We start from the raw sequence: 24,316 nt of genomic DNA, 5'->3' as shown, positions 1-24,316 counted from the left end.
GTCACGCGGGAGGACGCGGACCGGTCGGCGCATGATCCGGCGGGATCGTCTGCCATCGACATGCCGGCGCGGCGCGGAAACACCCGCGACCATCCACATGGAAGGTCGTGCCCGCCCCTGCCGGTTGCGGCCGCAGCCTACGCGACCTGACCGTCGCCGAAATGCTCGCGCATCCAGCACTCTCCGGAGATCCGCGCTCCGTTCTGCGTCACGAACGCGTAGGGCGAGTGCTCCACGACCGCGCCGCCGCGGCTGCGGATGATCCAGCGAAAACACCGCGGATCGTCCAGGCACGGGACGATCTCGACGGTATGAGAGCGCGTGATTTCGGTCGTCATGACCGGTAAACGCTCGAGCGCGGGACTCCGCTCCACGGATCGTGTGTGGAAGGTTACCGAGCGGTGTGGGTGCGCACGCCAGTTGGACCTGTCCGTCAGGTTCCGTGGCCGGAACCTTCCCCACCGCGGCCCGGTTCGGGCCGAGCCCTCCGGCCGGGCGCGACCCGGCTCCGCGCGACAAGGATGCTGCATGCCGATCAAGGCCCTCAACGACCGCAAGAAGCTGTCGAACGACTTCAACGAGGCCAACGACGCCTTCATCGACGAGGTGCTGAGCGCGCTCCAGGGCGGCCGGATTCCGGTCGATCTTGCCCGCGCCTACCTCGCGCATCCGGTCGCGATGATGCACACGGACGGGGCGCAGGCCGTCGCCAACTACTTCGAGCGCATGCTGGCCCAGCGCCCGAACATCGACTGGACGCCGGGCGCCTGAGCGCGGCGAGGGACCCCGACGAGAAGGAGCGCGGATGACCGCCGACGAGATCGAGGATCTGAACCGGGCGCGCGCCGCCCTGGCCCGCCAGCGGAACGCCATCGCGCGGCGCCTGGGCGGCCTCGACCTGGCGCCGATCTCCATGGCCGAGGACCTGACCCGGACCCTGCTCGCCATCGAGGCCGTGGACCGTGCCCTGGTCGACGCGGGCCAGCCGCATATCGACATCGGCCACCGGCCGGACGCCTAGGGATTGCGAAGCGCTCGGTCGCGCCCGAGTCTTCGCGCCCGAGTCTTGCGCCGCACTCCCAGGCGTGCGTACAGGCTCGGGTGCTCTGAGGAGACCCGACGATGTCCGACCGCATGCCCGGCTTCAACACGCTGGCGATCCACGCGGGCGCCGCCCCCGACGCGGCCACCGGCGCGCGGGCGACGCCGATCTACCAGACCACCAGCTTCGTGTTCGACGACGTCGACCACGCCGCGTCGCTGTTCGGGCTCCAGGCCTTCGGCAACATCTACACGCGGATCACCAATCCGACGAACGCTGTCCTCGAGGAGCGCATCGCCGCGCTCGAAGGTGGGACCGCAGCCCTGGCGGTGGCCTCCGGCCACGCGGCCGAGTTCCTGACCATGCACGCCCTGATGCAGCCGGGCGACGAGTTCGTGGCGTCCAACAAGCTCTACGGCGGCTCGATCAACCAGTTCAACCACTCGTACAAGAACTTCGGCTGGTCGGTGGCCTGGGCCGACAACGACGACCCCGCCTCCTTCGAGGCAGCGATCACGCCGCGCACCAAGGCGATCTTCTGCGAATCGATCGCCAATCCCGGCGGCGTCATCACCGATCTGGCGGCGCTGTCGCAGATCGCCAAGAAGCACAACATCCCGCTCGTCGTCGACAACACCATGGCAACGCCGTACCTGATCCGGCCGTTCGAGCACGGCGCCGACATCGTGGTGCACTCGGCAACCAAGTTCCTCGGCGGCCACGGCAACTCGATCGGCGGCCTGATCGTCGACGGCGGCTCTTTCCAGTGGGCCGGCGACGCGCGCTACCCGATGATGAGCCAGCCGCGGCCGGAATATTCCGGCATGGTTCTGGCCGAGACCTTCGGCAATTTCGGCTTCGCCATCGCCTGCCGGGTGCTGGGCCTGCGCGATCTCGGACCGGCGCTGTCGCCGTTCAACGCCTTCCTGATCCTGAACGGGATCGAGACGCTGCCGCTGCGCATGCAGCGCCACTCCGACAACGCGCTGACGGTGGCCAAGCACCTGTCGACGCATCCGGCGGTGTCGTGGGTCAGCTATCCCGGCCTGGAGACCGACCGGTACCATCAGCTCGCCCGGCGCTACACGCCGAACGGCGCGGGGGCCGTCTTCACCTTCGGGCTCAAGGGCGGCTACGACGCGGGCGTCAAGCTGGTGTCGAGCCTGCAGCTGTTCTCGCACCTCGCCAATATCGGCGACACGCGCTCCCTGATCATTCACCCGGCCTCGACGACCCACCGCCAGCTCACCGACGCGCAGAAGACCGCCGCGGGCGCGGGACCCGACGTGGTGCGGCTGTCGATCGGCCTGGAGGATCCGGCCGACCTGATCGAGGATCTGGACGCGGCACTCGGTGCGTGAGCCCGGCGTGATCGCGAGCGCGGTGAAGCAACCCTGGATTGCTTCGCTCCGCTCGCAAGGACGGCGGTGCTTCCAGCGATCTGACCAGAAGCCGCCGGCTGGCGCGAGGCGCACAGCCGGCGGCCTGCTCAGAACGCCTCCGCCTCCAGCGCCATGGTGCTCTCGGCCCCGGCCTTGATCCGGTTGAGGCGCAGGGCGGTCTCCGGCAGCATCCGCTCCATGAAGAACCGGCCGCTCGTCAGCTTCGACTCCCAGCGGGGGGAGGGGGCCTCGGCGTGCTTGGCCTGGGCGGCCTTTGCGATCTTCGCCCACATGTAGCCGAGGGCCACGAGGCCGAAGAGGTGCATGAAGTCGGTCGCGCCGGCGCCGGCATTGTCGGGCTTGCTAAACGCGTTCTGCATCAGCCACATCACGGCACCCTGGAGGTCGTTCAGCCCGGCCTGGAGCGGCTTGGTGAACGGCGCCATGGCGGGATCCTCGCCGTGGTCCTTCAGGAAGGTCTGGACCTCGCCCAGGAACGTCATCATCGCCCGGCCGCCGTCCTTCGGCAGCTTGCGGCCGATCAGGTCCATGGCCTGGATGCCGTTGGCGCCCTCGTAGATCATGGCGATGCGGGCATCGCGCACGAACTGCGACATGCCCCATTCCTCGATGTAGCCGTGGCCGCCAAGGAGCTGCTGGGCCTCGACCGCGTTGGCGAAGCCGCGGTCGGTGAATACGCCCTTCACCACCGGGGTCATCAGGCCGAGATGGTCGTCGGCGGCCTGCCGCTCCTTGGCATCCTCGGAGCGGTGCAGGATATCGGCCTGGAGCGCGGTCCAGAGCATGAGGGCCCGGGCCGCCTCGTTGAAGGCGCGGATCTGCATCAGCGTGCGGCGCACGTCCGGATGGACGATGATCGGGTCGGCGGCCTTCTCGGGCGCCTTGGCGCCGGTCAGGGCGCGGCCCTGGAGCCGGTCCTTCGCGTAGGCGGCGGCGTTCTGGTAGGCGACCTCTGACTGGCCGAGGCCCTGGACGCCGACCGCGAGCCGCGCCTCGTTCATCATCACGAACATGGCGTTGAGGCCGCGATTCTCCTGGCCCACGAGCCAGCCCGTAGCCCCGTCGTAGTTCATCACACAGGTGGCGTTGCCGTGGATGCCCATCTTGTGCTCGAGGGAGCCGCAGGACACGCCGTTGCGCGCCCCGAGGGACCCGTCGGCGTTCACCAGGAATTTCGGCACCACGAACAGCGAGATGCCCTTTGTGCCGGCGGGCGCGCCCTCGATCCGCGCGATGACGAGGTGCACGATGTTCTCGGCAAGGTCGTGCTCGCCGGCCGAGATGAAGATCTTGGTGCCGGTGAGGCTGTAGGAGCCGTCGCCGTTCGGAACGGCCTTGGTTTTGAGAAGCCCGAGATCCGTGCCGCAATGCGGCTCGGTCAGGTTCATGGTCCCGGTCCAGGCGCCCTCGACCATCTTGGGCAGGTACAGCGCCTTCTGCTCCTCCGAGCCGTGGACCAGCAGCGCCGCCATCGCGCCCTGCGTCAGGCCGGGATACATGCCGAAGGCGAGGTTCGCGCCCGAGGCGAATTCCTGGATCGCCGTATTCAGGGTGTGCGGTAGGCCCTGGCCGCCATAGGCCTCCGGCACCGACAGGCCCATCCAGCCCCCGCTGGCGTAGGTGTCGTAGGCGGCCTTGAAGCCGGTCGGCGTGCGCACCGTCCCGTCGGCCTCGCGGCGGCAGCCCTCGACGTCGCCCGTGCGGTTGAGCGGGGCGAGCACCTCCTCGGCGAGCTTCGCGCCCTCGCGCAGGACGGCCTCGACCACGTCGGACGAGGCGTCGGCGAAGCCCGCCAGGTTGTCCCGGGCGTGGAAGCCGAGGACGTCGGTGAGCAAGAACAGCGTATCCTCGACCGGAGCGCGATACTGCGGCATCTCTGGCTTCCCCCGTCTGGTGCGGGCCTCTCGGAACGGCCCGCCGCGTTGGCCGCATGTAAACGCCGCGCCGCTCCCGGAGCAACGGCTCCGCCCGCCCGGAGCGCGACACGCGCGGCCGTTCCACAGCGGCGCGTTGGTCGCGGTCATTACCGGGCCCATCAAACCTTAACTTCGTGTTTACCAAGAAAGTTAATGGTCACGCTCGAACGATCCGACGCGTGCGTCCGTGGATACCGAATTCCGGTCCCGCTCTGCGCCGAGGAAACGGACGCCGAACGCTGCCGACGACAGGCCACCGATGACCCGCAACGCGATGCCGCAGCTCGACAGTTTCGATCCCGAGGTGCTCGACGCGGCCCGCGACGTGGCGGCGCGGGCCGGGGTCCCGCTCGAGACCTGGATCGCGTCGGTGGTGCCGCAGCAGCAATCGGCCGGTCAGGGAAATCGCCGGCACCGGCGGCGCCACCGCGCCGAGCAGCTCGCCCTCGGCGGCAACCGGCCCGAGGCCTCGGCCGAGCGCGCCCTCCCGCCGGCCTCGCCCGACCAGCGGGCTCACGGGACCGCGCCGCGCGCCGAGGGTTACGGCGACGGCATCGCCGCTCTGATGGACCGCCTCGACGGTCTCGACCGCGCCCTGGACCACGAGCGCCGCGCCGCGCAGGATGCCGAGGCGCGCCGCCTCGCGGAGATCGAGGCCCGCATCGAGCGCGCCCTGAAGGCGGCCCCCGTCCAGCAGGTGACCGAGCGGCTCGGCGACATCGAGCGCCGCATGTCCCAGCTCGGCGAGCAGGTCGCCGCGACCCGGACGCCCGGCCGTCGCCCGCGTCCCGCCGCCGCCGACATCCGCAGCGCCGTCCAGGACATCCGCCAGCGCCAGCGCGAGCTGGCACAGGGCGCCGAGCCGGCGCTCGCCGCGTCCCCGGCCGATGGCGGCGTCGTCGCCAGCATGCGCCTGGACCTCGCCCGCCGCCTGGAGGCGCGGATCGAGGAGGGCGTCGCCCCGTCGACCGCCCTGATCGAGCTTCAGGAGGAGACCACGCGCCTGCGCGAGGCGATCAACCAGCTCGCGACGAGCCGGGACATCGGCGCCCTCGAGCAGGCCGTCGTCACCCTGGCGAGCGGAATCGAGCGCGCCCAGGCGGGAACCGATCTCACCGCCATCGCGGTGCCGATCGAGCAGGTCCGGGCCCAGGTCGAGCGCCTCGCCGAGGAGGTGGCCGAGAACGTCCACAGCCGCGTCGCGGAGGACGTCCGGCGCCTCGCCGAGCGCCTCGACACCGCCGCCGCGACCGGCGCCGCCGGTCCGGACGACCGGACCCTCGCGGGCCTGTTCGCCGAACTCGAGGAGATCCGCCGTCAGATCGCCGCGCTCGCCGGCCCGGAGCGCATCCAGGGTCTCGCGCAGAGCCTGCAGGCGGTGAGCGCGCAGATCGCCCAGCTGCAGCGGACGGCCGCCGGCCCGGACCTGCGGCCGATCCTGGAGGAGATCCGCAGCGACGTGAAGATCGCCGCGCCGGCGGCGCTGGCGGAGCAGATCCAGGCACTCGTCGAGAAGGTCGACGTGCTCTGCGCGCGGGACGACTGGTCCGAGCGCACCGGCGACGTGAACGTGGCCCGCTCGGGCGACATGGCCTCCATCCACGCCATGCTCCGCAGCCTCGCCGACAAGGTCGATCAGGTCGGCACCCGGTCCGAGCACGAGGGCCTCGACGCCCTGGAGCGGCAGGTGGTCTCGCTGGCCGGCCGCCTCGACGCGCCGCACAGCGCCGATCCGGCGCTGGCCGGGCTGGAGCGCACGATGGGCGACCTGCTGCGACAGGTCACGGCGCTCCGGGAATCGGCGCCGAGCGAGGCCGCGGTGGAGCGCGCCGCCCGTAACGCGGTCGCGCAGAGCCTGCAGACATCCGGCCTCGGTGCCGCCGAGTCGGGCGAGATCGGCCTCCTGCGCGCCAGCCTCGCGGACATGCAGGCCCGGCAGGTGGCCTCCGATCAGCGCCTCGGCGCGACCCTCGACGGGGTTCAGTCGGCCCTGGAGCGGCTCCTCGTCCGGCTCGGACCCGCCGAGGCCGTCCTGGCGCGGGGGCCGTCCCTCGACGAGCGCCTGATGTCGTCGACGAGCCCGGATGTGGCCCTCGCGCCCGTCGAGGCGCGCGCAAGGTCGCGGCGCGACAATGCCGAGGCATCCCGCCTCGCCGACGACCTTCTGGAGCCCGGCAGCGGCCGGCCGCCGCGCGAGCCGCGCGCTGCCCGCGAGCCCTCCGCCCGCCGGGCCGTGCAGGAGCGCCTCGGCGACGTCGCCGCCGCGCGATCCGCGGCCGATTCCAAGTCCGAGACCGACATCAAGACCAGCTTCATCGCGGCCGCGCGCCGGGCGGCCCAGGCTGCCCAGGCGGAGCTGGCCGCCGAGGCGCCCGCCGAGCGCGGGGAAGCCCGGAGTGACCGGGTCGCCGCTCTCCAGGGGGCGGCGACCGGCCGCCTCGGACGGTTGCGCGCCGAGATCGATCGCCGTCGCCGGCCGTTGCTGCTCGGCCTCGCGGCCATCGTGCTGGCTCTCGGCGCGCTCCAGGCGATCACCATGCGCGGCACGGACGAGCCGCGGCCTGCGGCTCCGACGAGCCAGGTCGCGCCGTCCCGCGGCGATGCCGCGGAGGTCCAGAAGGACAGTGTGGACGTCTCCAAGGACGCTTCGAAGGACGCTTCGAAGGACGCCGCCAAGGAGAGCACGGAGTCGAAGCCGGCGCCGGCTGATCCGACGACGACCCAGTCTCTGCCCAACTCCGTTCCCTCGGACGCCCGGCCCAACGCCAAGGCGGCGGTGCCGCAGGTCTCTGGGATGAACAGCCTGCAGGCCGAGTTCGGCAACCTGCCGCCGGCGCTGGCGAAGGTGAAGCTCGCCGCCCTCGACGGTGACGGCACGTCGATCTGGGACCTCGCGACGCGGGAGGCCGATGGCCGCGGCATGCCGCGCGATCTGTCGATCGCCGCCAAGCTCTTCGAGAAGCTGGCCGCGGCCGGCTACGCGCCCGCCCAGTACAAGGTCGCGGGCCATTACGAGAAGGGCTCGGGCGTCGTCCGCGACCTCGACAAGGCGAAGCTCTGGTACGGCCGCGCCGCCGAGCAGGGCCATGCCCGCTCCATGCACAATCTGGCGGTGCTCTACGCCGAGAACCCGGCCGCCAACGGCAAGCCGGATTTCGCCTCCGCGGCCTCGTGGTTCCGGCAGGGCGCCGAGTTCGGCGTCCGCGACAGCCAGTACAATCTCGGCGTCCTCTACGCGCGCGGCCTCGGCCTGACGCAGGACCTGATTCAATCCTACGCGTGGTTCTCCGCCGCCGCGAGCCAGGGCGACGACGATGCCGGCAAGAAGCGCGACGACGTGGCCAACAAGCTCAGCCCCGCCGACCTCGCCAGCGCCAAGAGCCTCGCAGCGAACTTCAAGCCGCGAAAGATCGACGCGGCGGTCAACGAGCCGCCCGCGCCGAAGATGCCGGCGAGCGCGCCGATGTCCCTCCTCGGCGCGCCGATGCCCGGCGCTGTCCCGTTCACGGCGCCGCCGCGCCGGAGCTGACGCCGCTCCGGGCCCGCGGCCCGGCCGCGGGTCCGACCTTGACCGCCACGCCGCGATGCGGGAACGCTGCGGCAGGGCGGCGTCGGACCGGGGTCGGATCGCGCGGGTCGCCAACCCTTGCCGATGCCCGGAGGATGGATGGCGCACCGGAACTCTGTCCCGATCGGCGCAATCGTTCTCGGCGTGGCCGGACTCATCCCGTTCCTGGGCTTCGCTGCCCTGGCGGTGTCGGGCACGGACGGCGGCCTGAGCAGCATCGGCCTGTCGCCGCGCACCATCCTGTCGGCCTACGGCGCCGTGATCGCCTCGTTCCTCGGCGGGATCCGCTGGGGCGCCGCCGCGGCGCGCAATGGCGGCAACGGCGATTATCTCGTGGCCATCGTGCCGTCCCTGGTCGCCTGGGCCGCGATGGCCGCCCCCGCACCGTGGGACCTGCGCATCCTCGGCGGCCTCGTGCTCGCCTGGGGCCTCATCGATCAGGATCTGCCCCGCCGCGGGCTCACGCCCCTCTGGCTCGGCCGCCTGCGCCTGGTCCTCTCGGGCGTCGCCGGGGCGGCGCTCCTCGTGGCGGCCTGACCGCGGAGCGGCGGCCGTGCGGCACGCGCCGTCAGGTCTCGCGGCTCATCTCGCGCAGCAGGTTCAGGACGGCGGTGCGCCGCGCCGGCGACTTGATCGCCTGGAACAGCGCGGCGACCTCCGCGCAGTCGCGCGCGTCCTGGTCCGCCGCGGTCTCGTCGGGCCGCTCCGTCTGGAGGAAGTAGGTCGGACAGACATTCAGCGTGGCTGCGATCCGTTCCAGTAGCCAGCGCGTCGTCGGCGGGGTCGCGTCGTCAGTCATACCGTTGAAACTCGCACTCCGCCCGCTGGACCGATTCAAACGGCAGAGCTTTCCGCGGCTACCCTAGCCTTTCAGCGGCGGCGATGCCATCCTCAGGTTGCGTTCGACTCATCATTTGTCGCAGTGCGTGCATCAATTTCGAGCTAGGGCATGCCGCATTCGAAGCACCTCGACAGGACCTTCAGCGTGTTGCGCGATCTGGAACGGGCCGCCTCGCCCGACGAGATCGCTCGGCTCCTGGTCGACGCCTTCACCCGCTACGGTGTCTCGTACATCATGGCCGGGATCGTCCCGGAACCCGGCCTGCCGAAGCGGCGGCACGCCGGGTTCGTGCTCGCGAGCACCATGCCGGAAGGCTGGGCCCGCCGGTACGTGACGCAGGGCTACGCCCTCCACGACCCCACGGTCCGCCGGCTGTGCACCACGGCGACGCCGTTCGACTGGAGCGCCGTGCTACCGGATACCCCGACGGCCGGGCGCGTCATGAACGAGGCCGGTGATTTCGGCATACGCGCGGGCATCACGATCCCGTTCGTGACCCTCGACGGCGAGCCGGGCGGGATCAGCGTCTCGGGGGAGCGGATCGAGATCGATCCGGCCGAGCGCGTCGCCCTCAATCTCGTCGCGACCTACGCGGTCGGTCAACTGCTGCTGATGAACAGCCGGCCGGCCGGGCGCGCGCCGGTGCGCCTCTCGCCGCGGGAGCGCGAGACCCTGCAATGGGCGGCGGAGGGCAAGACCGACGTCGAGATCGGCATCGTCATGGGCATCACCGCCGCCGGCGTCGACTACCATCTGCGCTCGGCCCGAGCGAAGCTCGACACCGTCAACCGCGCCCACACCGTGGCGCAGGCGCTCCGAGCGGGTCTGATAACCTAGAGCAGGCGCCACGCGGTCCGCACATTCCGTGGCCCGGCATCGGCGAACGCGGTTCGGACCGCGGCAAGTCCTTGGCGCCGCTGCCGGCTGCGCTCGCGGACCCTACGGTTTCTCGTAGTACACAGCCCCCGGTGAAACGACGAAAACTCACGCCAGACCAACGTGAGGTTTGCTCGTGATCCACATCGTCACCCCCGCCAACGCGGATCGCTACGCCGACGCGATGGAGCAGGCCTGGCGCCTGCGCCACGACATCTTCGTCGCCGAGAAGGGCTGGAGCGAGCTGGCCAGGCCGGACGGCCGCGAGATCGACCAGTTCGACACGCCGCACGCGATCCACTTCCTCGCCATGGAGGACGACACCGTCGTCGGCTACAGCCGGCTCCTGCCGACCACGCGCCCGCATCTCCTGTCGGACGTCCTGCCGCAGCTCTGCGAGGGCGAGCGGCCGGTCGGCCCCCAGATCTGGGAATGGACCCGCCAGGGCGTCGCCCGCTCGCACCGGGCCAAGGGCCGCGTCGTCAATCCGGTCTCGATCGCGCTGCTCACCGGGATCGTGGAGTGGGGCCTCGCCCACGGGGTCAACAGCCTGCTGCTGCAGATGCCGACCCTCTACATGATCCACGTCATCCAGCTGCATTTCCGCCCGCAGCCGCTCGGCCTGCCCGTCCAGATCGCCGGCGAGGAGATCATGGCCGCGACCGCCCGGTTCGACGCCCGCACCCTGGCCAAGCTCCGCGCCGTCCGCGGCGACAGTCGCTCGGTCCTCGTCTCCGAACCCGCTTACCTGGTGGCCTGAACATGATCTTCGACAGCAAGGATACCGCGCTGGACGCGCTCGCCGCGCAGTGCCTGCAGGTTCGCGAACTCATCGACTCGGTCGGCGATCCGCTGATGCGGGCCGCCATCGACCTCCTGCTTCTCGAGGTCGCCCGGGCCCTCGCCCAGACGGGTCCGCAGGATCAGGCGAGCGGCGCCTGAGGCGCCGGCGGCACGCGGATGTGAAAGCGGCGGGCGTCCCGGAGGACGCCCGCCGCTTTTCGCGTCGAGGCTGGAGCCTCAGGCGCCCATCGCGGTCTTCAGGTTCTGGTCGACCTTGTCGAGGAAGCCGGTGGTCGAGAGCCACCTCTGGTCCGGTCCGACGAGGAGGGCGAGGTCCTTGGTCATGTGGCCGGCCTCGACCGTGTCGACGCAGACCTTCTCCAGGGTGGCGGAGAACTTCGCCAGATCATCGTTGCCGTCGAGCTTGGCGCGGTGCGAAAGGCCCCGGGTCCAGGCGAAGATCGACGCGATCGAGTTGGTCGAGGTCTCGCGGCCCTTCTGGTGCTCGCGGTAGTGGCGGGTGACGGTGCCGTGCGCGGCCTCGGCCTCGACGGTCCGGCCGTCCGGCGTCATCAGCACGGAGGTCATCAGGCCGAGCGAGCCGAAGCCCTGCGCGGCCGTGTCGGACTGCACGTCGCCGTCGTAGTTCTTGCAGGCCCAGACGTAGCCGCCCGACCACTTCAGGCAGGAGGCCACCATGTCGTCGATCAGGCGATGCTCGTAGGTGATGCCGAGCGGCTTGAACTTCGACTCGAACTCCTCCTCGTAGACCTTCTGGAACAGGTCCTTGAACCGGCCGTCATAGGCCTTGAGGATCGTGTTCTTGGTCGACAGGTAGACCGGGTACTTGCGCGCGAGGCCGTAGTTCATCGAGGCGCGGGCGAAGTCGATGATCGACTGGTCGAGGTTGTACATCGACATCGCGACGCCGGCCTCGGGGAACTTGAACACCTCCTTCTCGATGACCGTGCCGTCATCGCCCTCGAACTTGATGGTCAGGCGGCCCTTGCCGGGCACCTTGAAGTCCGTGGCGCGGTACTGGTCGCCGTAGGCGTGGCGGCCGATCACGAAGGGCTGGGTCCAGCCGGGCACCAGGCGGGGCACGTTCTTGCAGATGATCGGCTCGCGGAAGATCACGCCGCCCAGGATGTTGCGGATCGTGCCGTTGGGCGAGCGCCACATCTCCTTGAGGCCGAATTCCTGCACCCGCTGCTCGTCGGGGGTGATGGTGGCGCACTTCACGCCGACGCCGTGGCGCTTGATCGCCTCGGCGGCGTCGACCGTGACCTTGTCGTTGGTGGCGTCGCGGTGCTCGACGCCGAGGTCGTAATACTCGAGATCGACGTCGAGATAGGGGTGGATAAGCTTGTTCTTGATCTCGGCCCAGATGATCCGGGTCATCTCGTCGCCGTCGAGCTCGACGACGGGGTTCGCTACCTTGATCTTCGCCATGGACCGATGCCTTCCCGCGTTGTCCCCGCGCACGGCATGCAAGGGCCGTGCGGTCGTTGTCCCGAGTGGCCTGACGGGCGCCCCGGGCCGGAATCGCCCCGCGACATAGCGCGGCCCTTCCGGCGACGGAAGGCGCGCGCTGTCATCCGGGCGGCATCGTCACTCGGCCCTCGACGGGCGCGGGCCCGCCGTGCCAGACGGCCGCCATGACGAGCCGAGACGCACAGGGCGACGCCCCCGAGATTTCCCCGAGGAAGGTCACCGAACTGCCGCCCGGGATCGCCCCCGCGGTGATCTTGGTCGAGCCGCAACTCGCCGAGAACATCGGCATGACCGCCCGTGCCATGGCGAATTTCGGCCTCTCGGAGTTGCGCCTCGTCAACCCGAAGAACGGCTGGCCCAAGAAGGGCGTGCGCGAGGCGGCCTCGGGCGCGACGCACGTCCTGGACGCGGCCACGATCTACGGCAGCGTCGCCGAGGCCATCGCCGACTGCCGGTACGTGCTGGCGACGACGGCGCGCGAGCGCGGGCAGATGAAGCGGGTCTTCGCGCCCGAGGAGGCCATGGGCGAGCTCGCGGCCCGCGAGGGCCAGCGCACCGCGGTGATGTTCGGCCGCGAGCGGGTCGGCCTCACCAACGACGAGGTGTCGCTCGCCGACGCGATCGTCACCTTCCCGGTCTCCCCGGACTTTCCCTCGCTCAACCTCGCCCAGGCGGTGCTGCTGGTCGGCTACGCGTGGCGGCAGGCGAGCGGCCGGGCGCGCCTGCCCTTCACGGGCGAACTCCTGTCGCCGCCGGCGACCCGCGAGGCGCTCATCGCGCTGTTCGGAAGCCTGGAGGCGGCGCTCGACGGGGCCGGCTTCTACCCGCCGGAGAAGAAGGAGATCATCGCCCGCAACATGCGCGACATGCTCCACCGCATGAGCCTGACCGAGCAGGATGTGCGGACGTTTCGCGGGGCGCTGCGGGCCCTGGCGCGGAAGGGCGGCTGATCAGCCGGAGGCCGGCTTCATCTCCGGGGGCTTGCCGCCGCCGAAGCAGCGGCCGACCGCCTCCCAGAACGCCGTCTGCTCCTCGGGGGTGCACTGCGCCATGCGCGCCTCGACCTTGGCGCGTCCGGCCACCGCGTCGGGCGTCGCGGCGACCTCGGTCTCGCTCGGGTTCCTCGCCTCGGCCATGGGCAATCCTCCGTTGCAGAACGAAAGCGCAGCTGGGCCGTGCGGTTCCGTTCCGCGGCGCAATCGGGCATGGAGTCGGCGATTGGCCGAGCGGCCGCGCGGTGGCGGGACGAGGGCGGGGTATCGGGTGCGGCTCAGCGTGGACAATCTGGCCTGCCGCCGCTCCGGCCGCCGCATCTTCGCCAACCTGTCCTTCGCCCTCGGACCCGGCGACGCCCTGGCAATCACCGGGCGGAACGGCGCGGGCAAGTCGAGCCTCCTCGCCATCCTGTCGGGCCGGCTGCGGGCCGATGCCGGGCGGGTCGACGTCTCCGACGTCGGCGAGGCGAGCCTGCCCGAGTGCCTCCACGCGGTCGGCCACCGCGACGGGCTGAAGAGCTCGCTCACGGCGGGCGAGAACCTCCTTTTCGCGCAGCGGCTCCTGGGCGCGCCGCGCCTGGACCCGCGCGCCGCGCTGGAGCGGCTAGGCCTCGGCCACGCGCACGACCTGCCGGTGGCCTATCTGTCGGCGGGCCAGCGGCGGCGCGTGGCCCTGGCGCGGCTCCTCGTCTGCGCCCGGCCGCTCTGGCTCCTGGACGAGCCGACCGCCGCCCTCGACACGGCCTCGCAGGCGGTGCTCGCCGCGCTGATGGAGGGCCATCGGGCCGGCGGTGGCCTCGTGATCGCCGCCACCCACCAGTCGCTCGGCCTCGCCGGCGCGGCGGAGCTGCGTATCGAGACCGCGTCCGCGGCCGCGGCGCCGGTCGCGGACGCGCTGGAGGAGTGGGCGTGATTCGCGCGGTCCTCGCCCTCGTCGCTCGCGACCTGCGCCTCGCCGGCCGGGTCGGCGGTTCCGGCGCCCTGTCGCTGGTCTTCTTCCTGATGATCGTCGCGCTGGTGCCCTTCGCCCTCGGGCCCGATCTCAACCTGCTGTCGCGGATCGGACCGGCGATCCTGTGGCTCGCCGCCGTGCTGGCGACGCTGATCGGCCTCGACCGCCTGTTCCAGGCCGACGAGGAGGACGGCTCCCTCGACCTGATGACCGCCGCGCCGGTGCCCCTCGAGCTTGTGGTGCTCGGCAAGGTCGCGGCGCACTGGCTGACCACGGGCTTGCCGCTTGCCCTGGCCGCGCCGCTCTTCGGGCTGCTGGTGGCCCTCGACGGCACCGCCATGGGCGCGACGTCCCTGACGCTGCTCGCCGGCACCCCGGCCCTGAGCTTCATCGGCGCGGTCGGCGCGGCGCTCACCGCCTCGATTCGCCGGGGCGGCCTGATCCTCGCCGTGCTGGTCCTGCCTCTGATGATCCCGACGCTGATCTTCGGCGTCTCGGCCGCGCAGGCGGCGAGCGGCGGCACGGTGCCGTTCCTCGTGCCGCTGGCGGTGCTGGGGGCGCTGACGCTGATCGCCGCCGTGGTCGGGACGCTGGCGGCGGCGGCGGCCCTGCGCTGGCCCGAATAGCCGGGGCTCGTTTGCGGGAGCCGGCCGGCGCACGTCATCGTCGCGGCGATGCGGCCTCGCGCGATCCGACGTCTTCAAAGAAGCCTGCCGTATGCGTCCCGGCGCCCGGACTGAGGCCGAGGCCCGCGATCCGGTTTCGCCTCCGAGCGCGTTGACGCGCGGCGCCCCCCTGACTATAGAAGCCGCTTCGCCGAGGGGCCGCGCTTTCGCGCGCGCTGCGTCTCGGCCATCGCCAGACAACCTGACGCGACGACCGATTTCCGGCCCAGCCGGCCCGTCGGCATCGCCCGACGAGAAACACGAGGACGTACATGGCCAACACCGCTTCGGCCAAGAAGATGACCCGCAAGATCGCCAAGCGCACGGCGATCAACCGCTCGCGCCGCTCGCGCATGCGGACCTTCGTCCGCAAGGTCGAGGAGGCCATCGCCACCGGTAACCAGCAGGACGCGCTGGCCGCCCTCCGCGCCGCCGAGCCCGAGATGATGCGCGCCGCCCAGCACGGCATCGTTCACAAGAACAACGCCTCGCGGAAGGTCTCGCGCCTCGCCGCCCGCGTGAAGGCGCTCGCCGCCTAAGCCGCCACGCACCACCGAGACGGTCTCGAGCCCGGCCTTCGCGCCGGGCTTTTTCGTGCGCGCTGTCCGGATCGGGCCGCGCGCTGCCGGCGGCGCCATGAGTCGAAAGCGTTAACCCTATCCAAGAATCAGCACGATTGCGGTTCCCGGAAACGGCGTGTAGCTTAACAGAAACTGACACCGGGCAAGCAAAACACGGCGATTTCGGGACTCCAGCGAATCGATCTGATTCGCCAAGACTCTAGCCGCCGTGTTCAGCTCCTGCGCGAACACTTGCGAATGGGAATCGGCGCCGTCCCCACAAGTCCCACTGTTAAAGGAACCGTAGGTAATTGTTGATAGGCTCTCCCAATCGGCAAAAGTTCCTCGCGGCGGGGTTGACTCCGTCCAGAGGACTCTGTCCCGCCCGTTCTTGCGGGACGCTGAGGGCGTAATTCGTGCGTACGCGCCGCCTGCGGGCTTCCGTGGGCAGCGTCGGGAGAGCCAGTGATGCGTGTCGACGGAACGGTGGCGAGCGACGACGACGGGGGCCGCAACGGCGGCGGCAACACGGATTACGGGTCTGCCTGGGCCCGGGTGAAGCGCCGGCTGCGGGCCGAACTCGGCGAGGACGTGTTCGCCAGCTGGTTCGCCCGGCTGGAGCTGGAGGCCGTGGCCGGCGGAACGGCCCGCCTGACGGTCCCGACCCGCTTCCTGAAGAGCTGGATCGAGTCGCACTACCTCGACCGCGTCCTCAACACCTTCAAGGCCGAGGTCGAGGAGATCGCGCGGATCGAGGTCGGCGTGCGCGGGACCGGGGCGCCGGTCCGTCCGGTCGCCGTCGGAGCCGCGAAGGCAGGCCCGGTCAGCGGCCCGCTCGCCCGCCTCCACGCGACCAGCGCGCCGATGCCGGTCGCCGCGGTCGCACCGACGCCCGAGGCGCGCGGCGCCGAGGCCGGCGGTGACCTGAGCGGCACGCCGCTCGACGCGCGGCTGACCTTCGCGAGCTTCGTGATCGGGCGCTCGAACGCGCTGGCGCACGCCGCCGCCGAGCGGGTCGCCAATCACCAGGGGGAGGGCGCGCTCTACAACCCGCTCTACCTCCACGCGGGCGTCGGGCTGGGCAAGACCCACCTGCTGCACGGGATCGGCCACGCCGCCCGCGAGGCCGGCCGCCGGGTGATCTACCTGACCGCCGACCGCTTCATGTACGGCTTCGTCAACGCCCTGAAGACCCAGTCGGCGCTCGCCTACAAGGAGCGGCTGCGGGGCATCGACCTGCTGATCCTGGACGACGTCCAGTTCATCCAGGGCAAGTCGATCCAGGCCGAGTTCGGCCACACGATCAACGCGCTCATCGATGCCGGCCGTCAGGTCGTGGTCGCCTCCGACCGGCCCCCGACCGAACTCGAGGCCCTGGACGAGCGGGTGCGCTCGCGGCTCGGCGGTGGCCTCGTGGTCGAGATCACGGCCCTCGACGAGGCCCTGCGCGTCTCGATCCTGTCGGCACGCCTCGCCGCCGTGCGGGCCGCGCATCCGGGCTTCGACGTCTCGCCGCAGGTGGCAGCCTACGTGGCCCGCGCGATCACCGCCAACGGCCGCGACCTCGAGGGCGCGGTCAACCGCCTGCTGGCCCACGCCACGCTCACCGGCACCGCCGTGACGATGGAGACGGCCGAGAGCGCGATCCGCGACCTCGTGAAGAACCGCGAGCCGAAGCGGATCAAGATCGAGGACATCCAGAAGCTGGTCGCCTCGCGCTACAACGTCTCGCGGTCCGATATCCTGTCGGAACGGCGCACCGCCGCGGTGGTGAAGCCGCGCCAGATCGCCATGTACCTGTCGAAGGTCCTGACGCTGCGCTCGCTGCCGGAGATCGGCCGCCGCTTCGGAGGCCGCGACCACACCACGGTGCTGCACGCCGTGCGCAAGATCGAGAAGCAGATCGGCGAAGATTCGGTGCTCGGCGACGAGGTCGAGCTGCTGAAGCGGATGCTTCAGGACTAGTCGAACGCGCGAGATTTCCCGCATCGCGTCCGGGCTGAGTTTGCTCTTTCCGGAGCAGGTTCGATCCGGGCGGGCGCGGGGACCGCCGGTCATCCGGCTGATCTGGCCGAGCCCGCACGAGCACGACCAAACCACCCCCGCTGTCACGCGCCCTTCGCCAGCTCCCCGCTATCGGGGCTGGCCGAGGGCGCGCGCGCCGTGGCAGACTGGCGCGAACCGAGACGGCCCTGTAAGGCCGCGTCGCCGACCGGCGAAGATCGACGCCCCGGGGGAGTGCTGATGACGGACGCCTTCATCTACGACCACGTTCGCACGCCGCGCGGGCGCGGCAAGGCGGACGGCTCCCTCCACGAAGTCACCGCCCTGCGGCTCGCCGAGACCGCGCTCCGCGCCCTCAAGGACCGCAACGGACTCGATACCGGCCTCGTCGACGACGTGGTGCTGGGCTGCGTCGATCCGGTGGGCGAGGCGGGGGGCGACATCGCCCGCGCCGCCGCCCTCGTGGCGGATTACGGCGCGCACGTGCCGGGCGTGCAGATCAACCGCTTCTGCGCCTCCGGCCTCGACGCGGTGAACTTCGCCGCCGCGCAGGTCATGAGCGGCCAGCACGAGATGGCGGTGGGCGGCGGCGTCGAATCGATGAGTCGCATCGGCATCGGCGCCTCGGGCGGCGCCTGGCCGGTCGACCCGGCGATCGCCATCAAGTCCTACTTCATGCCGCAGGGCGTCTCGGCCGACCTGATCGCCACCAAGTACGGCTTCACACGGGACGATTGCGACGCCTACGCGGTCCGCTCCCAGGAGCGCGCCGCGAAGTCCTGGGGTGAGGGGCTGTTCGACCGCACGGTGGTCCCGGTCCGCGACGTGAACGGCATCACGCTCCTCGACCGCGACGAGCACATCCGTCCAGGCACCGACATGCAGTCGCTCGCCGCGCTGAAGGCCTCGTTCGTGCAGATGGGCCAGATGGGCGGCTTCGACGCCGTTGCGACGGACGCGCATCCGGACGTGGAGAGCGTGGAGCACGTCCACCACGCCGGCAACTCCTCCGGCATCGTCGACGGCGCCGCCGCCGTGCTGATCGGTTCCCGCGCTGCCGGCGAGGCCGCGGGCCTGCGCCCGCGCGCCCGGATCCGCGCCTTCGCCAATATCGGGTCCGACCCGGCCCTGATGCTCACCGGGCCGGTGGACGTCACCCGCAAGGTCCTGGCGAAGTCGGGCCTGAGCCTGTCGGACATCGACCTGTTCGAGGTCAACGAGGCCTTCGCGGCCGTGGTCCTGCGCTTCTGCCAAGCCTTCGACCTCGATCCGGAGGCGGTCAACGTGAACGGCGGCGCCATCGCCCTCGGCCACCCGCTGGGCGCCACCGGCGCGATGATCCTCGGAACCGCGCTCGACGAGCTGGAGCGGACCGGCAAGGAGCGCGCGCTGGTCACGCTGTGCATCGGCGCCGGCATGGGCACCGCGACCATCATCGAGCGGGTGTGAACCCCCGCGCGCCCGGGAGCGGCGCCGCGCCGCTCCCCAAAATCCGGGAACGCTGCTAGAGGCGCGGGCGACGCTCGGCCCTTTCGCGGTCCGGACGATAAAACAACGGGAGACAAGCCCTTGAACCGCCTGATTGCGACGCTCTGTCTGGGCGTCACCCTGAGCCTGCCGGTGGCCGCCCGCGCCGATGACGCGGCGGACCGCGTCGCCGCGGCCACGAACCTCGTCAACAAGACCCTGATCAAGAACCTCCAGACCGGGTTCAACGTCGCCCTCGAGAAGACCGTGGCGCCGATGCCGGAGGCCCGCGCCGAGGCCGTGCGCAAGGAGCTGCTGGACGAATTCGAGAAGCAGCGGACCCTCATGGTCCAGGGGCTCTCGAAGGACTACGCCGAGAAGTTCAGCCTCGCCGAGCTCAAGCACCTCGACGAGATCTACTCGGACCCGACCTACCTCAAGTTCCAGACGATGAATGCCGATCCGAACTCGTCGGTGACGGCGATCTCGCAGAACTCCGTGACCAAGCTGCTCAACATGCTGGCGGTGGCCGCGGCGACCGACAACGGACCGAAGCCCGGCACCCCGCCGGTGCCGCCTGCGCCGCCGGCCGCTGCGCCGACCCCGGCGCCGAAGTAGGCGATGAGCGCCGCGCGCGTCGGTCCGGTGTCAGGCCGCGCGCGCGGCCACCATGGGGGCGAAGCCCGCGACCGGGGGCAGCCCCTCCAGGAGGGGCTTGGCGAAGTGGTAGCCCTGCACGAGCGTGATCCCGATATTCCGCAGGGCGTCGAGTTCCGCCGCGGTCTCCACGCCCTCGGCCAGAACCGTCACCCCGAGGGCGCGGGCGATGGCGACCACGCCCGAGACGATGGCGTAGCGCCCGGCGTCGCTGTCGAGGCCGCGCAGCACGTCCATGTCGATCTTGATCAGGTCGGGGCGGAAATTGGCGAGCAGGCTCAGGCCCGCGAAGCCGGCGCCGAAATCGTCGAGCGCCGTCAGGAACCCCTGCTTCCGGTAGGCGGCGACGATGCCCTTGACGTGCTCGATGTCCCGGAAGCGCTCCTGCTCGGTGAACTCGAACATGATCCGCCGGTGGGCGAAGTCGATGCGCCGCGCCGCCTCGAGCGAGGCGCGGATGCAGGCATTCGGCTCGTAGACCGCGTTGGGCATGAAGTTGATCGACAGCCGCGTGGCGCTGTCGCGGGGGAACAGCGTGCCGGCGAGCTCGATCGCCTTGACGCGGGCGGCCTGGTCGAACTGGTAGCGGGTCTCGTCGGTCACCCGGTCGAGGATCGTGTAGGCCGGCTCACCCTTCGGGCCGCGCACCAGCGCCTCGTAGGCCCAGACGCTGCCGTCCGCGAGGTCGAGGATCGGCTGGAACGCCATCGTGAAGTCGAAGTCGAGCTTGGTGCCGGCGCGACAGGCGCGGCAGCCGGAATCCTTCGTCATGTGCGGCTTTCGGTGAGTGACCCCGGCCGGCAGACAATGGCCGGACGCGCTCAACACAACCTTAATGCAAGTGCGCCGGCGGATCGTCGGCGGAACCCAGGGAGGACGGCACCGTGACGCTGACCGATTTCCGCTTCGAGACCGATCCCGACGGCGTCGCGCTGGCGACCTGGGACATGCCCGGCCGCTCGATGAACGTGATCACCGAAGGTGTGATGGACCAGCTCGAGCAGATCATCGAGCAGGTCGCGTCCGACCCGGCGATCAAGGGCTGCGTCATCACCACCGGGAAGGACAATTTCTCCGGCGGCGCCGATCTCACCATGCTCCAGGGCCTGGGCCGGGCCTACGAGCAGCTGAAGGCCGAGCAGGGCGAGGAGGTGGCGATGCGCCACTTCTTCGAGGCCTCCCGACGCCTGTCGCTGCTGTTCCGGCGGCTGGAGACCTGCGGCAAGCCCTTCGCGGCGGCGATCCAGGGCCTGTGCCTGGGCGGCGCCTTCGAGCTGGCGCTGTCGTGCCATCACCGCGTCGCCTCCGACGACGGGAAGACCCGGGTCGGCCTGCCGGAGATCAAGGTCGGCCTGTTCCCGGGCGGCGGCGGCACGCAGCGGGTCGCCCGCCTGATGCAGACCGGCGACGCCCTGCAGATGCTGTTCAAGGGCGAGCAGATCCGCGCGCCCATGGCCAAGGGCATGGGGCTGATCCACGCGGTGGCGCCGCAGGCCGAGATCGTCGAGCGCGCCAAGGCCTGGATCCGCGAGGGCGGCTCGGCTGTGGCGCCCTGGGACGTGCCGAAGTTCAAGGCGCCGTCCGGCAAGGTCTACTCGCCCGCCGGCATGATGATCTGGCCGCCGGCCAACGCCATCTACCGCCGCGAGACGCACGACAACTACCCGGCCGCGAAGGCGATCCTGGCCTCCGTCTACGAGGGCATGCAGCTGCCGATGGACCTCGCCCTGCGGGTCGAGAGCCGGTACTTCGCGCATATCCTGCGCTCGACCGAGGCGGCGGCGATGATCCGCACGCTGTTCATCTCCATGGGCGAGCTGAACAAGGGTGCGCGCCGCCCGAAGGACGTGCCGGCCACGAACCTGCGAAAGGTCGGCGTGATCGGCGCCGGCTTCATGGGCGCGGGCGTGGCCTACGTCACCGCCCAGGCCGGGATCGAGGTGGTGCTGGTCGACCAGTCGGTCGAGGCGGCCGAGAAGGGCAAGGCCTACGCCCACACGCTCATCACCGGCCAGATCAACAAGGGCCGCGCCAAGACCGCCGACCGGGAGGCGCTGCTCGGCCGGATCCAGGCCACGGCGGATTACGGCGCCCTCGCGGAGTGCGACCTCGTGATCGAGGCCGTCTTCGAGGATCCGCGGGTGAAGGCCGAAGTGATCCAGAAGGTCGAGGCGGTGATCCGCCCCGACGCGATCTTCGCGTCCAACACCTCGACCCTGCCGATCACCGGCCTGGCCAAGGCGTCGCAGCGGCCCGCGCAGTTCGTCGGCATCCACTTCTTCTCGCCCGTGGAGAAGATGATGCTCGTCGAGATCATCAAGGGCGAGGCGACCGGGGACGCGGCGCTCGCCACCGCCCTCGACTACGTGCGGCTGATCAAGAAGACCCCGATCGTCGTCAACGACGCCCGCGGCTTCTTCGCCAACCGCTGCGTCGGCGCCTACATCCTCGAAGGCCACAAGATGCTCTTCGAAGGCGTGCCGCCGGCGATGATCGAGAGCGCCGGCCGCCAGGCGGGCATGCCGGTCGGGCCGCTATCGCTCAACGACGAGGTCGCCCTCGACCTCGTGCTCAAGATCGCCAAGGCCACCGAGGCGCAGGTCGGGCAGGGCGCCGTCGACCCGGCGCAGAAGGCGATCCTCGCCGAGATGGTCGAGAATCAGGGCCGGCTCGGCCGCAAGAACCGCAAGGGCTTCTACGACTACCCGGAGGGCGCGCCGAAGCGCCTGTGGCCCGGCCTGCAGGACCTGCAGCCGAACCGCCTCGACCCCGACGCCGTCGACTTCACCGAGCTGAAGCAGCGGCTCCTCGTGGTCCAGGCGCTGGAAGCCGCCCGCACGGTCGGCGAGGGCGTGGTCACCGACCCGCGCGAGGCCGATGTCGGCTCGATCCTCGGTTTCGGCTTCGCGCCGTTCACCGGCGGGACCCTGTCGTACATCGACTTCATGGGCGCGGCGGCCTTCGTCGACCTCGCGCGGACGCTCGAGGCCAAGCACGGGCCCCGTTTCCACGTGCCCGACAACCTGGCCGCGATGGCCGAGAACGGGGGCACCTTCTACGCCGGCGCCGAGAAGCGCGCCGCGTGAGCGACGTCGGCCGGACGCCCGCTCGCGGCGTCCGGCAGCTGGGCGAGCTCCTCCAGCAGGACCGTGCGCGCGCAGGCACCGAAGGCCCGCATCAGCCGCCCCCGGGCGTGGTCCGGGGGGAAGAGCAGCGCGAAATGCACCGGGAGGGCGGGGGCGAAGGGCCGGATCGCGATCGGCGAGACCTTCGCCTCCTCGTGGGCGGCCAGGGGGTTCATCACGCTGACCCCGAGCCCGGCCGAGACCAGGGTGCAGATCGAGGCGCCGAGGCCGGCCTCGGCGGTGATGGTCAGGCCGATGCCGGCGGCCTCGAAGACGGCCTCGGTCCGGCCGCGCAGGGCGCTCCCGAGCGACGCGGCGACGAAGGGCACGCCCTGAAAATCCGCGGGCGCGAGCGATTCCCGCGCGGCGAGGGCATGGTCCCGCGGCAGGACGGCGACGCAGGCGCGCGTCTCGACATGCTCGGCGCGCGCCTCCGGGGCGTCGCCGTACAGCATCGTCAGCGCGGCGTCGCAGGAGCCGGTGGCGAGCCAGTGGTTCACGGTCTCGTCGTCGCCGGAATGGATCGCCACGATCACGTCCGGATGCGCGGCCCGGAAGCGGACGACCGCGCGCGCGAGGAGCCCGCCCGCCAGTCGCGGCATCGCCGCCACCCGCAGCCGCTCCGCCCCGAAGGCGCGGATGCGCGCGGCCGCCGATTCCAGGCTCGTGAGGCCCACGAAGGCGCGCTCGACCTCCGCGTGGAACCGCGTCCCGTCGAGGGAGGGCACGACCCGGCTCCCGCTCCGGTCGAACAGGGGCAGGCCGGTGATCGCCTCCAGCTGCGCGATCAGGCGGCTGACCTGCGGCTGCGAGGTGTGGAGCCGGCGGCTCGCCTCGGTCATCGACCCGGTGGCCACCACGGCCCGGAAGGCCTCGATGTGCCGGAAGGTCATGCGCCGCTCGGCCATATCAGATCCGTATGCTCGGCAGGTGAATCGGCATTGGACGCACGCGCGCGGCCGCTCCTAGGATCAGTCGGCAAAGCTTCGGGCCGACTCCCCGTCGGGGCGGCCGGGCGCTTCGCCGGTTCAGACATAGCGAGGGGGTTCGGATCGTGTCGAGGACGCTGCCGCTTCTGTTGGCCACTCTGTGCTGGGCCGGCCTCGCCGCGCCGTCGGTCGCCGAGGGGCGCCTCGACAAGATCCGCGCGACCGGACAGATCAGCCTCGGCTTCCCGGACGCGTCGCCGCCCTTCGGCTTCCTCGACCAGAACGCCAAGCCGGTCGGCTATTCGCTGGAGATATGCGAACACGTCGCGCAGAAGCTCAAGGCCGCGCTCGGCCTGCCCAAGCTCGAGGTGCGCCACGTGCCGGTGATGTCGGCGACCCGGATCCCGCTGATCAACAACGGCACGATCGACCTGGAATGCGGCACCGCCAGCAACCTGCCCGAGCGGCACAAGCTGGTCTCGTTCGCGCCGACCACCTTCGTGGCGCAGGTGGTGCTGGTGGCCAAGAAGGACACGCCGGTGGATGTCGACGACATCGCCTCGTTCCGCGGCAAGGCCATCTCGGCGCAGGCCGGCGGCGAGACTCAGCGCGTCGCCACCCGGATCAACGTCCGCGACAAGCTCGACATCCAGGTGATGCCGGCCAAGGACACCGCCGAGGTGTTCCTGCTCGTGGAGACCGGCCGCGCGGCGGGCGCCATCAACGACGACGCCCTGGCCCACGCCACGGTGGCGGGGGCCAAGCGGCCGGCGGATTACAAGATCGGCACCAAGGGCCTGGAATTCGCCCCCTACGGGATCCTGGAGCCGAAGGACGACGCGGCCTTCAAGGCTGCGGTCGACAAGGCGGTGGTCGAGCTGATCCAGGACGGGACCGTGGCGCGGCTCTACGGCAAGTATTTCGAGCAGCCGATCCCGCCGAAGGGTATCAACTTGGAGTTGCCGATGAGCGACGTGCTCAAGCGGGCGCTCGCCAACCCGACCGATTCCGGCGACGAGGCGGCCTACCGGTAGGGCGG

General features: G+C 71.0%; 24 protein-coding genes. 17 read left to right on the top strand and 7 right to left on the bottom strand.

What is annotated here, in order from left to right; translation table 11 throughout:
- Positions 1-137: 137 nt before the first annotated feature.
- Complete coding sequence (locus ACLBX8_RS04050) at positions 138-338, bottom strand: hypothetical protein (protein WP_056522129.1); 201 nt, start codon at positions 336-338, stop codon at positions 138-140.
- A 190-nt stretch (positions 339-528) separates the two neighbouring features.
- Between ACLBX8_RS04050 and ACLBX8_RS04045 the strand changes: the two genes are divergently transcribed.
- The 3 genes from ACLBX8_RS04045 (at position 529) to ACLBX8_RS04035 (ending at position 2,403) form a co-directional block, all read left to right on the top strand.
- Positions 529-771, top strand: coding sequence for a hypothetical protein (locus ACLBX8_RS04045; protein ID WP_020091367.1), 243 nt, complete (start codon positions 529-531; stop codon positions 769-771).
- Positions 772-805: 34 nt separating this feature from the next.
- Positions 806-1,021, top strand: coding sequence for a hypothetical protein (locus tag ACLBX8_RS04040; protein ID WP_056522126.1), 216 nt, complete (start codon positions 806-808; stop codon positions 1,019-1,021).
- A gap of 101 nt (positions 1,022-1,122) precedes the next feature.
- Entirely contained in the window at positions 1,123-2,403 is a 1,281-nt protein-coding gene (locus ACLBX8_RS04035) for an O-acetylhomoserine aminocarboxypropyltransferase (RefSeq protein WP_020091369.1), read from the top strand.
- A gap of 128 nt (positions 2,404-2,531) precedes the next feature.
- Here ACLBX8_RS04035 and ACLBX8_RS04030 read toward each other — a convergent pair whose 3' ends face one another.
- Positions 2,532-4,319 (bottom strand): acyl-CoA dehydrogenase C-terminal domain-containing protein, encoded by a 1,788-nt coding sequence (locus ACLBX8_RS04030; RefSeq protein WP_447698067.1) that lies wholly within the window; start codon positions 4,317-4,319, stop codon positions 2,532-2,534.
- Positions 4,320-4,620: 301 nt separating this feature from the next.
- Here ACLBX8_RS04030 and ACLBX8_RS04025 point away from each other — a divergent pair, with 301 nt between their 5' ends.
- Positions 4,621-7,890, top strand: coding sequence for a hypothetical protein (locus tag ACLBX8_RS04025; protein ID WP_447698066.1), 3,270 nt, complete (start codon positions 4,621-4,623; stop codon positions 7,888-7,890).
- Positions 7,891-8,028: 138 nt separating this feature from the next.
- The gene (locus ACLBX8_RS04020; RefSeq protein ID WP_020091372.1) at positions 8,029-8,466 is read left to right on the top strand and encodes a DUF3429 domain-containing protein; all 438 of its coding nucleotides are present in this window, start codon (positions 8,029-8,031) and stop codon (positions 8,464-8,466) included.
- A 31-nt stretch (positions 8,467-8,497) separates the two neighbouring features.
- Here the strand turns inward: ACLBX8_RS04020 and ACLBX8_RS04015 are convergent, their stop codons facing one another.
- Complete coding sequence (locus ACLBX8_RS04015) at positions 8,498-8,728, bottom strand: hypothetical protein (protein WP_020091373.1); 231 nt, start codon at positions 8,726-8,728, stop codon at positions 8,498-8,500.
- Between the two features lie 150 nt (positions 8,729-8,878).
- Here ACLBX8_RS04015 and ACLBX8_RS04010 point away from each other — a divergent pair, with 150 nt between their 5' ends.
- The 3 genes from ACLBX8_RS04010 (at position 8,879) to ACLBX8_RS04000 (ending at position 10,588) form a co-directional block, all read left to right on the top strand.
- Entirely contained in the window at positions 8,879-9,607 is a 729-nt protein-coding gene (locus tag ACLBX8_RS04010; protein WP_020091374.1) for an autoinducer binding domain-containing protein, read from the top strand.
- 175 nt (positions 9,608-9,782) lie between these two features.
- Positions 9,783-10,406, top strand: a complete 624-nt coding sequence (locus tag ACLBX8_RS04005) for an acyl-homoserine-lactone synthase (RefSeq protein ID WP_026604656.1) — start codon at positions 9,783-9,785, stop codon at positions 10,404-10,406.
- Between the two features lie 2 nt (positions 10,407-10,408).
- Entirely contained in the window at positions 10,409-10,588 is a 180-nt protein-coding gene (locus ACLBX8_RS04000) for a hypothetical protein (RefSeq protein ID WP_447698065.1), read from the top strand.
- A 78-nt stretch (positions 10,589-10,666) separates the two neighbouring features.
- Here the strand turns inward: ACLBX8_RS04000 and ACLBX8_RS03995 are convergent, their stop codons facing one another.
- Positions 10,667-11,881 (bottom strand): NADP-dependent isocitrate dehydrogenase, encoded by a 1,215-nt coding sequence (locus ACLBX8_RS03995; RefSeq protein ID WP_447698064.1) that lies wholly within the window; start codon positions 11,879-11,881, stop codon positions 10,667-10,669.
- 206 nt (positions 11,882-12,087) lie between these two features.
- Here ACLBX8_RS03995 and ACLBX8_RS03990 point away from each other — a divergent pair, with 206 nt between their 5' ends.
- Complete coding sequence (locus ACLBX8_RS03990; protein ID WP_447698063.1) at positions 12,088-12,873, top strand: RNA methyltransferase; 786 nt, start codon at positions 12,088-12,090, stop codon at positions 12,871-12,873.
- Here the strand turns inward: ACLBX8_RS03990 and ACLBX8_RS03985 are convergent, their stop codons facing one another.
- Positions 12,874-13,059, bottom strand: a complete 186-nt coding sequence (locus tag ACLBX8_RS03985) for a hypothetical protein (RefSeq protein ID WP_020091379.1) — start codon at positions 13,057-13,059, stop codon at positions 12,874-12,876.
- Between the two features lie 127 nt (positions 13,060-13,186).
- On the opposite strand from ACLBX8_RS03985, the gene ccmA reads away from it, so the two are divergent.
- The 6 genes from ccmA to ACLBX8_RS03955 all read left to right on the top strand — a co-directional run bounded on the left by ccmA (position 13,187) and on the right by ACLBX8_RS03955 (position 19,184).
- On the top strand, positions 13,187-13,831 hold the full coding sequence (gene ccmA / locus ACLBX8_RS03980) for a heme ABC exporter ATP-binding protein CcmA (RefSeq protein WP_447714636.1): 645 nt from the start codon (positions 13,187-13,189) through the stop codon (positions 13,829-13,831).
- A complete protein-coding gene (ccmB, locus tag ACLBX8_RS03975; RefSeq protein ID WP_447714635.1) occupies positions 13,828-14,496 on the top strand; it encodes a heme exporter protein CcmB in 669 nt (222 codons plus the stop codon). The genes ccmA and ccmB overlap by 4 nt, the downstream gene beginning before the upstream one ends.
- Positions 14,497-14,807: 311 nt before the next feature.
- Positions 14,808-15,074: a 30S ribosomal protein S20 gene (gene rpsT / locus ACLBX8_RS03970; protein WP_007561677.1), complete on the top strand. Its 267-nt coding sequence runs from the start codon at positions 14,808-14,810 to the stop codon at positions 15,072-15,074.
- Positions 15,075-15,563: 489 nt separating this feature from the next.
- Positions 15,564-17,060: a chromosomal replication initiator protein DnaA gene (gene dnaA, locus ACLBX8_RS03965; RefSeq protein WP_020091382.1), complete on the top strand. Its 1,497-nt coding sequence runs from the start codon at positions 15,564-15,566 to the stop codon at positions 17,058-17,060.
- 279 nt (positions 17,061-17,339) lie between these two features.
- On the top strand, positions 17,340-18,548 hold the full coding sequence (locus tag ACLBX8_RS03960; protein ID WP_447714634.1) for an acetyl-CoA C-acetyltransferase: 1,209 nt from the start codon (positions 17,340-17,342) through the stop codon (positions 18,546-18,548).
- Positions 18,549-18,668: 120 nt separating this feature from the next.
- Entirely contained in the window at positions 18,669-19,184 is a 516-nt protein-coding gene (locus ACLBX8_RS03955) for a hypothetical protein (RefSeq protein ID WP_427507546.1), read from the top strand.
- 30 nt (positions 19,185-19,214) lie between these two features.
- Here ACLBX8_RS03955 and ACLBX8_RS03950 read toward each other — a convergent pair whose 3' ends face one another.
- On the bottom strand, positions 19,215-19,994 hold the full coding sequence (locus ACLBX8_RS03950) for an EAL domain-containing protein (RefSeq protein WP_447698060.1): 780 nt from the start codon (positions 19,992-19,994) through the stop codon (positions 19,215-19,217).
- 113 nt (positions 19,995-20,107) lie between these two features.
- Here ACLBX8_RS03950 and ACLBX8_RS03945 point away from each other — a divergent pair, with 113 nt between their 5' ends.
- On the top strand, positions 20,108-22,309 hold the full coding sequence (locus ACLBX8_RS03945) for a 3-hydroxyacyl-CoA dehydrogenase NAD-binding domain-containing protein (protein WP_447714633.1): 2,202 nt from the start codon (positions 20,108-20,110) through the stop codon (positions 22,307-22,309).
- On the opposite strand, the gene ACLBX8_RS03940 is transcribed toward ACLBX8_RS03945, so the two are convergent.
- Positions 22,279-23,241: a LysR substrate-binding domain-containing protein gene (locus ACLBX8_RS03940; RefSeq protein WP_447714632.1), complete on the bottom strand. Its 963-nt coding sequence runs from the start codon at positions 23,239-23,241 to the stop codon at positions 22,279-22,281. The two genes, ACLBX8_RS03945 and ACLBX8_RS03940, sit on opposite strands and share 31 nt — an antisense overlap.
- Before the next feature lie 185 nt (positions 23,242-23,426).
- Between ACLBX8_RS03940 and ACLBX8_RS03935 the strand changes: the two genes are divergently transcribed.
- Entirely contained in the window at positions 23,427-24,311 is an 885-nt protein-coding gene (locus ACLBX8_RS03935; protein WP_056522091.1) for an amino acid ABC transporter substrate-binding protein, read from the top strand.
- Positions 24,312-24,316 lie beyond the last annotated feature (5 nt).

This window comes from Methylobacterium sp. D48H, assembly GCF_053345715.1.
Note: the sequence above shows the minus strand (reverse complement) of the source record. Positions and strands in the feature narration are given on the sequence as shown.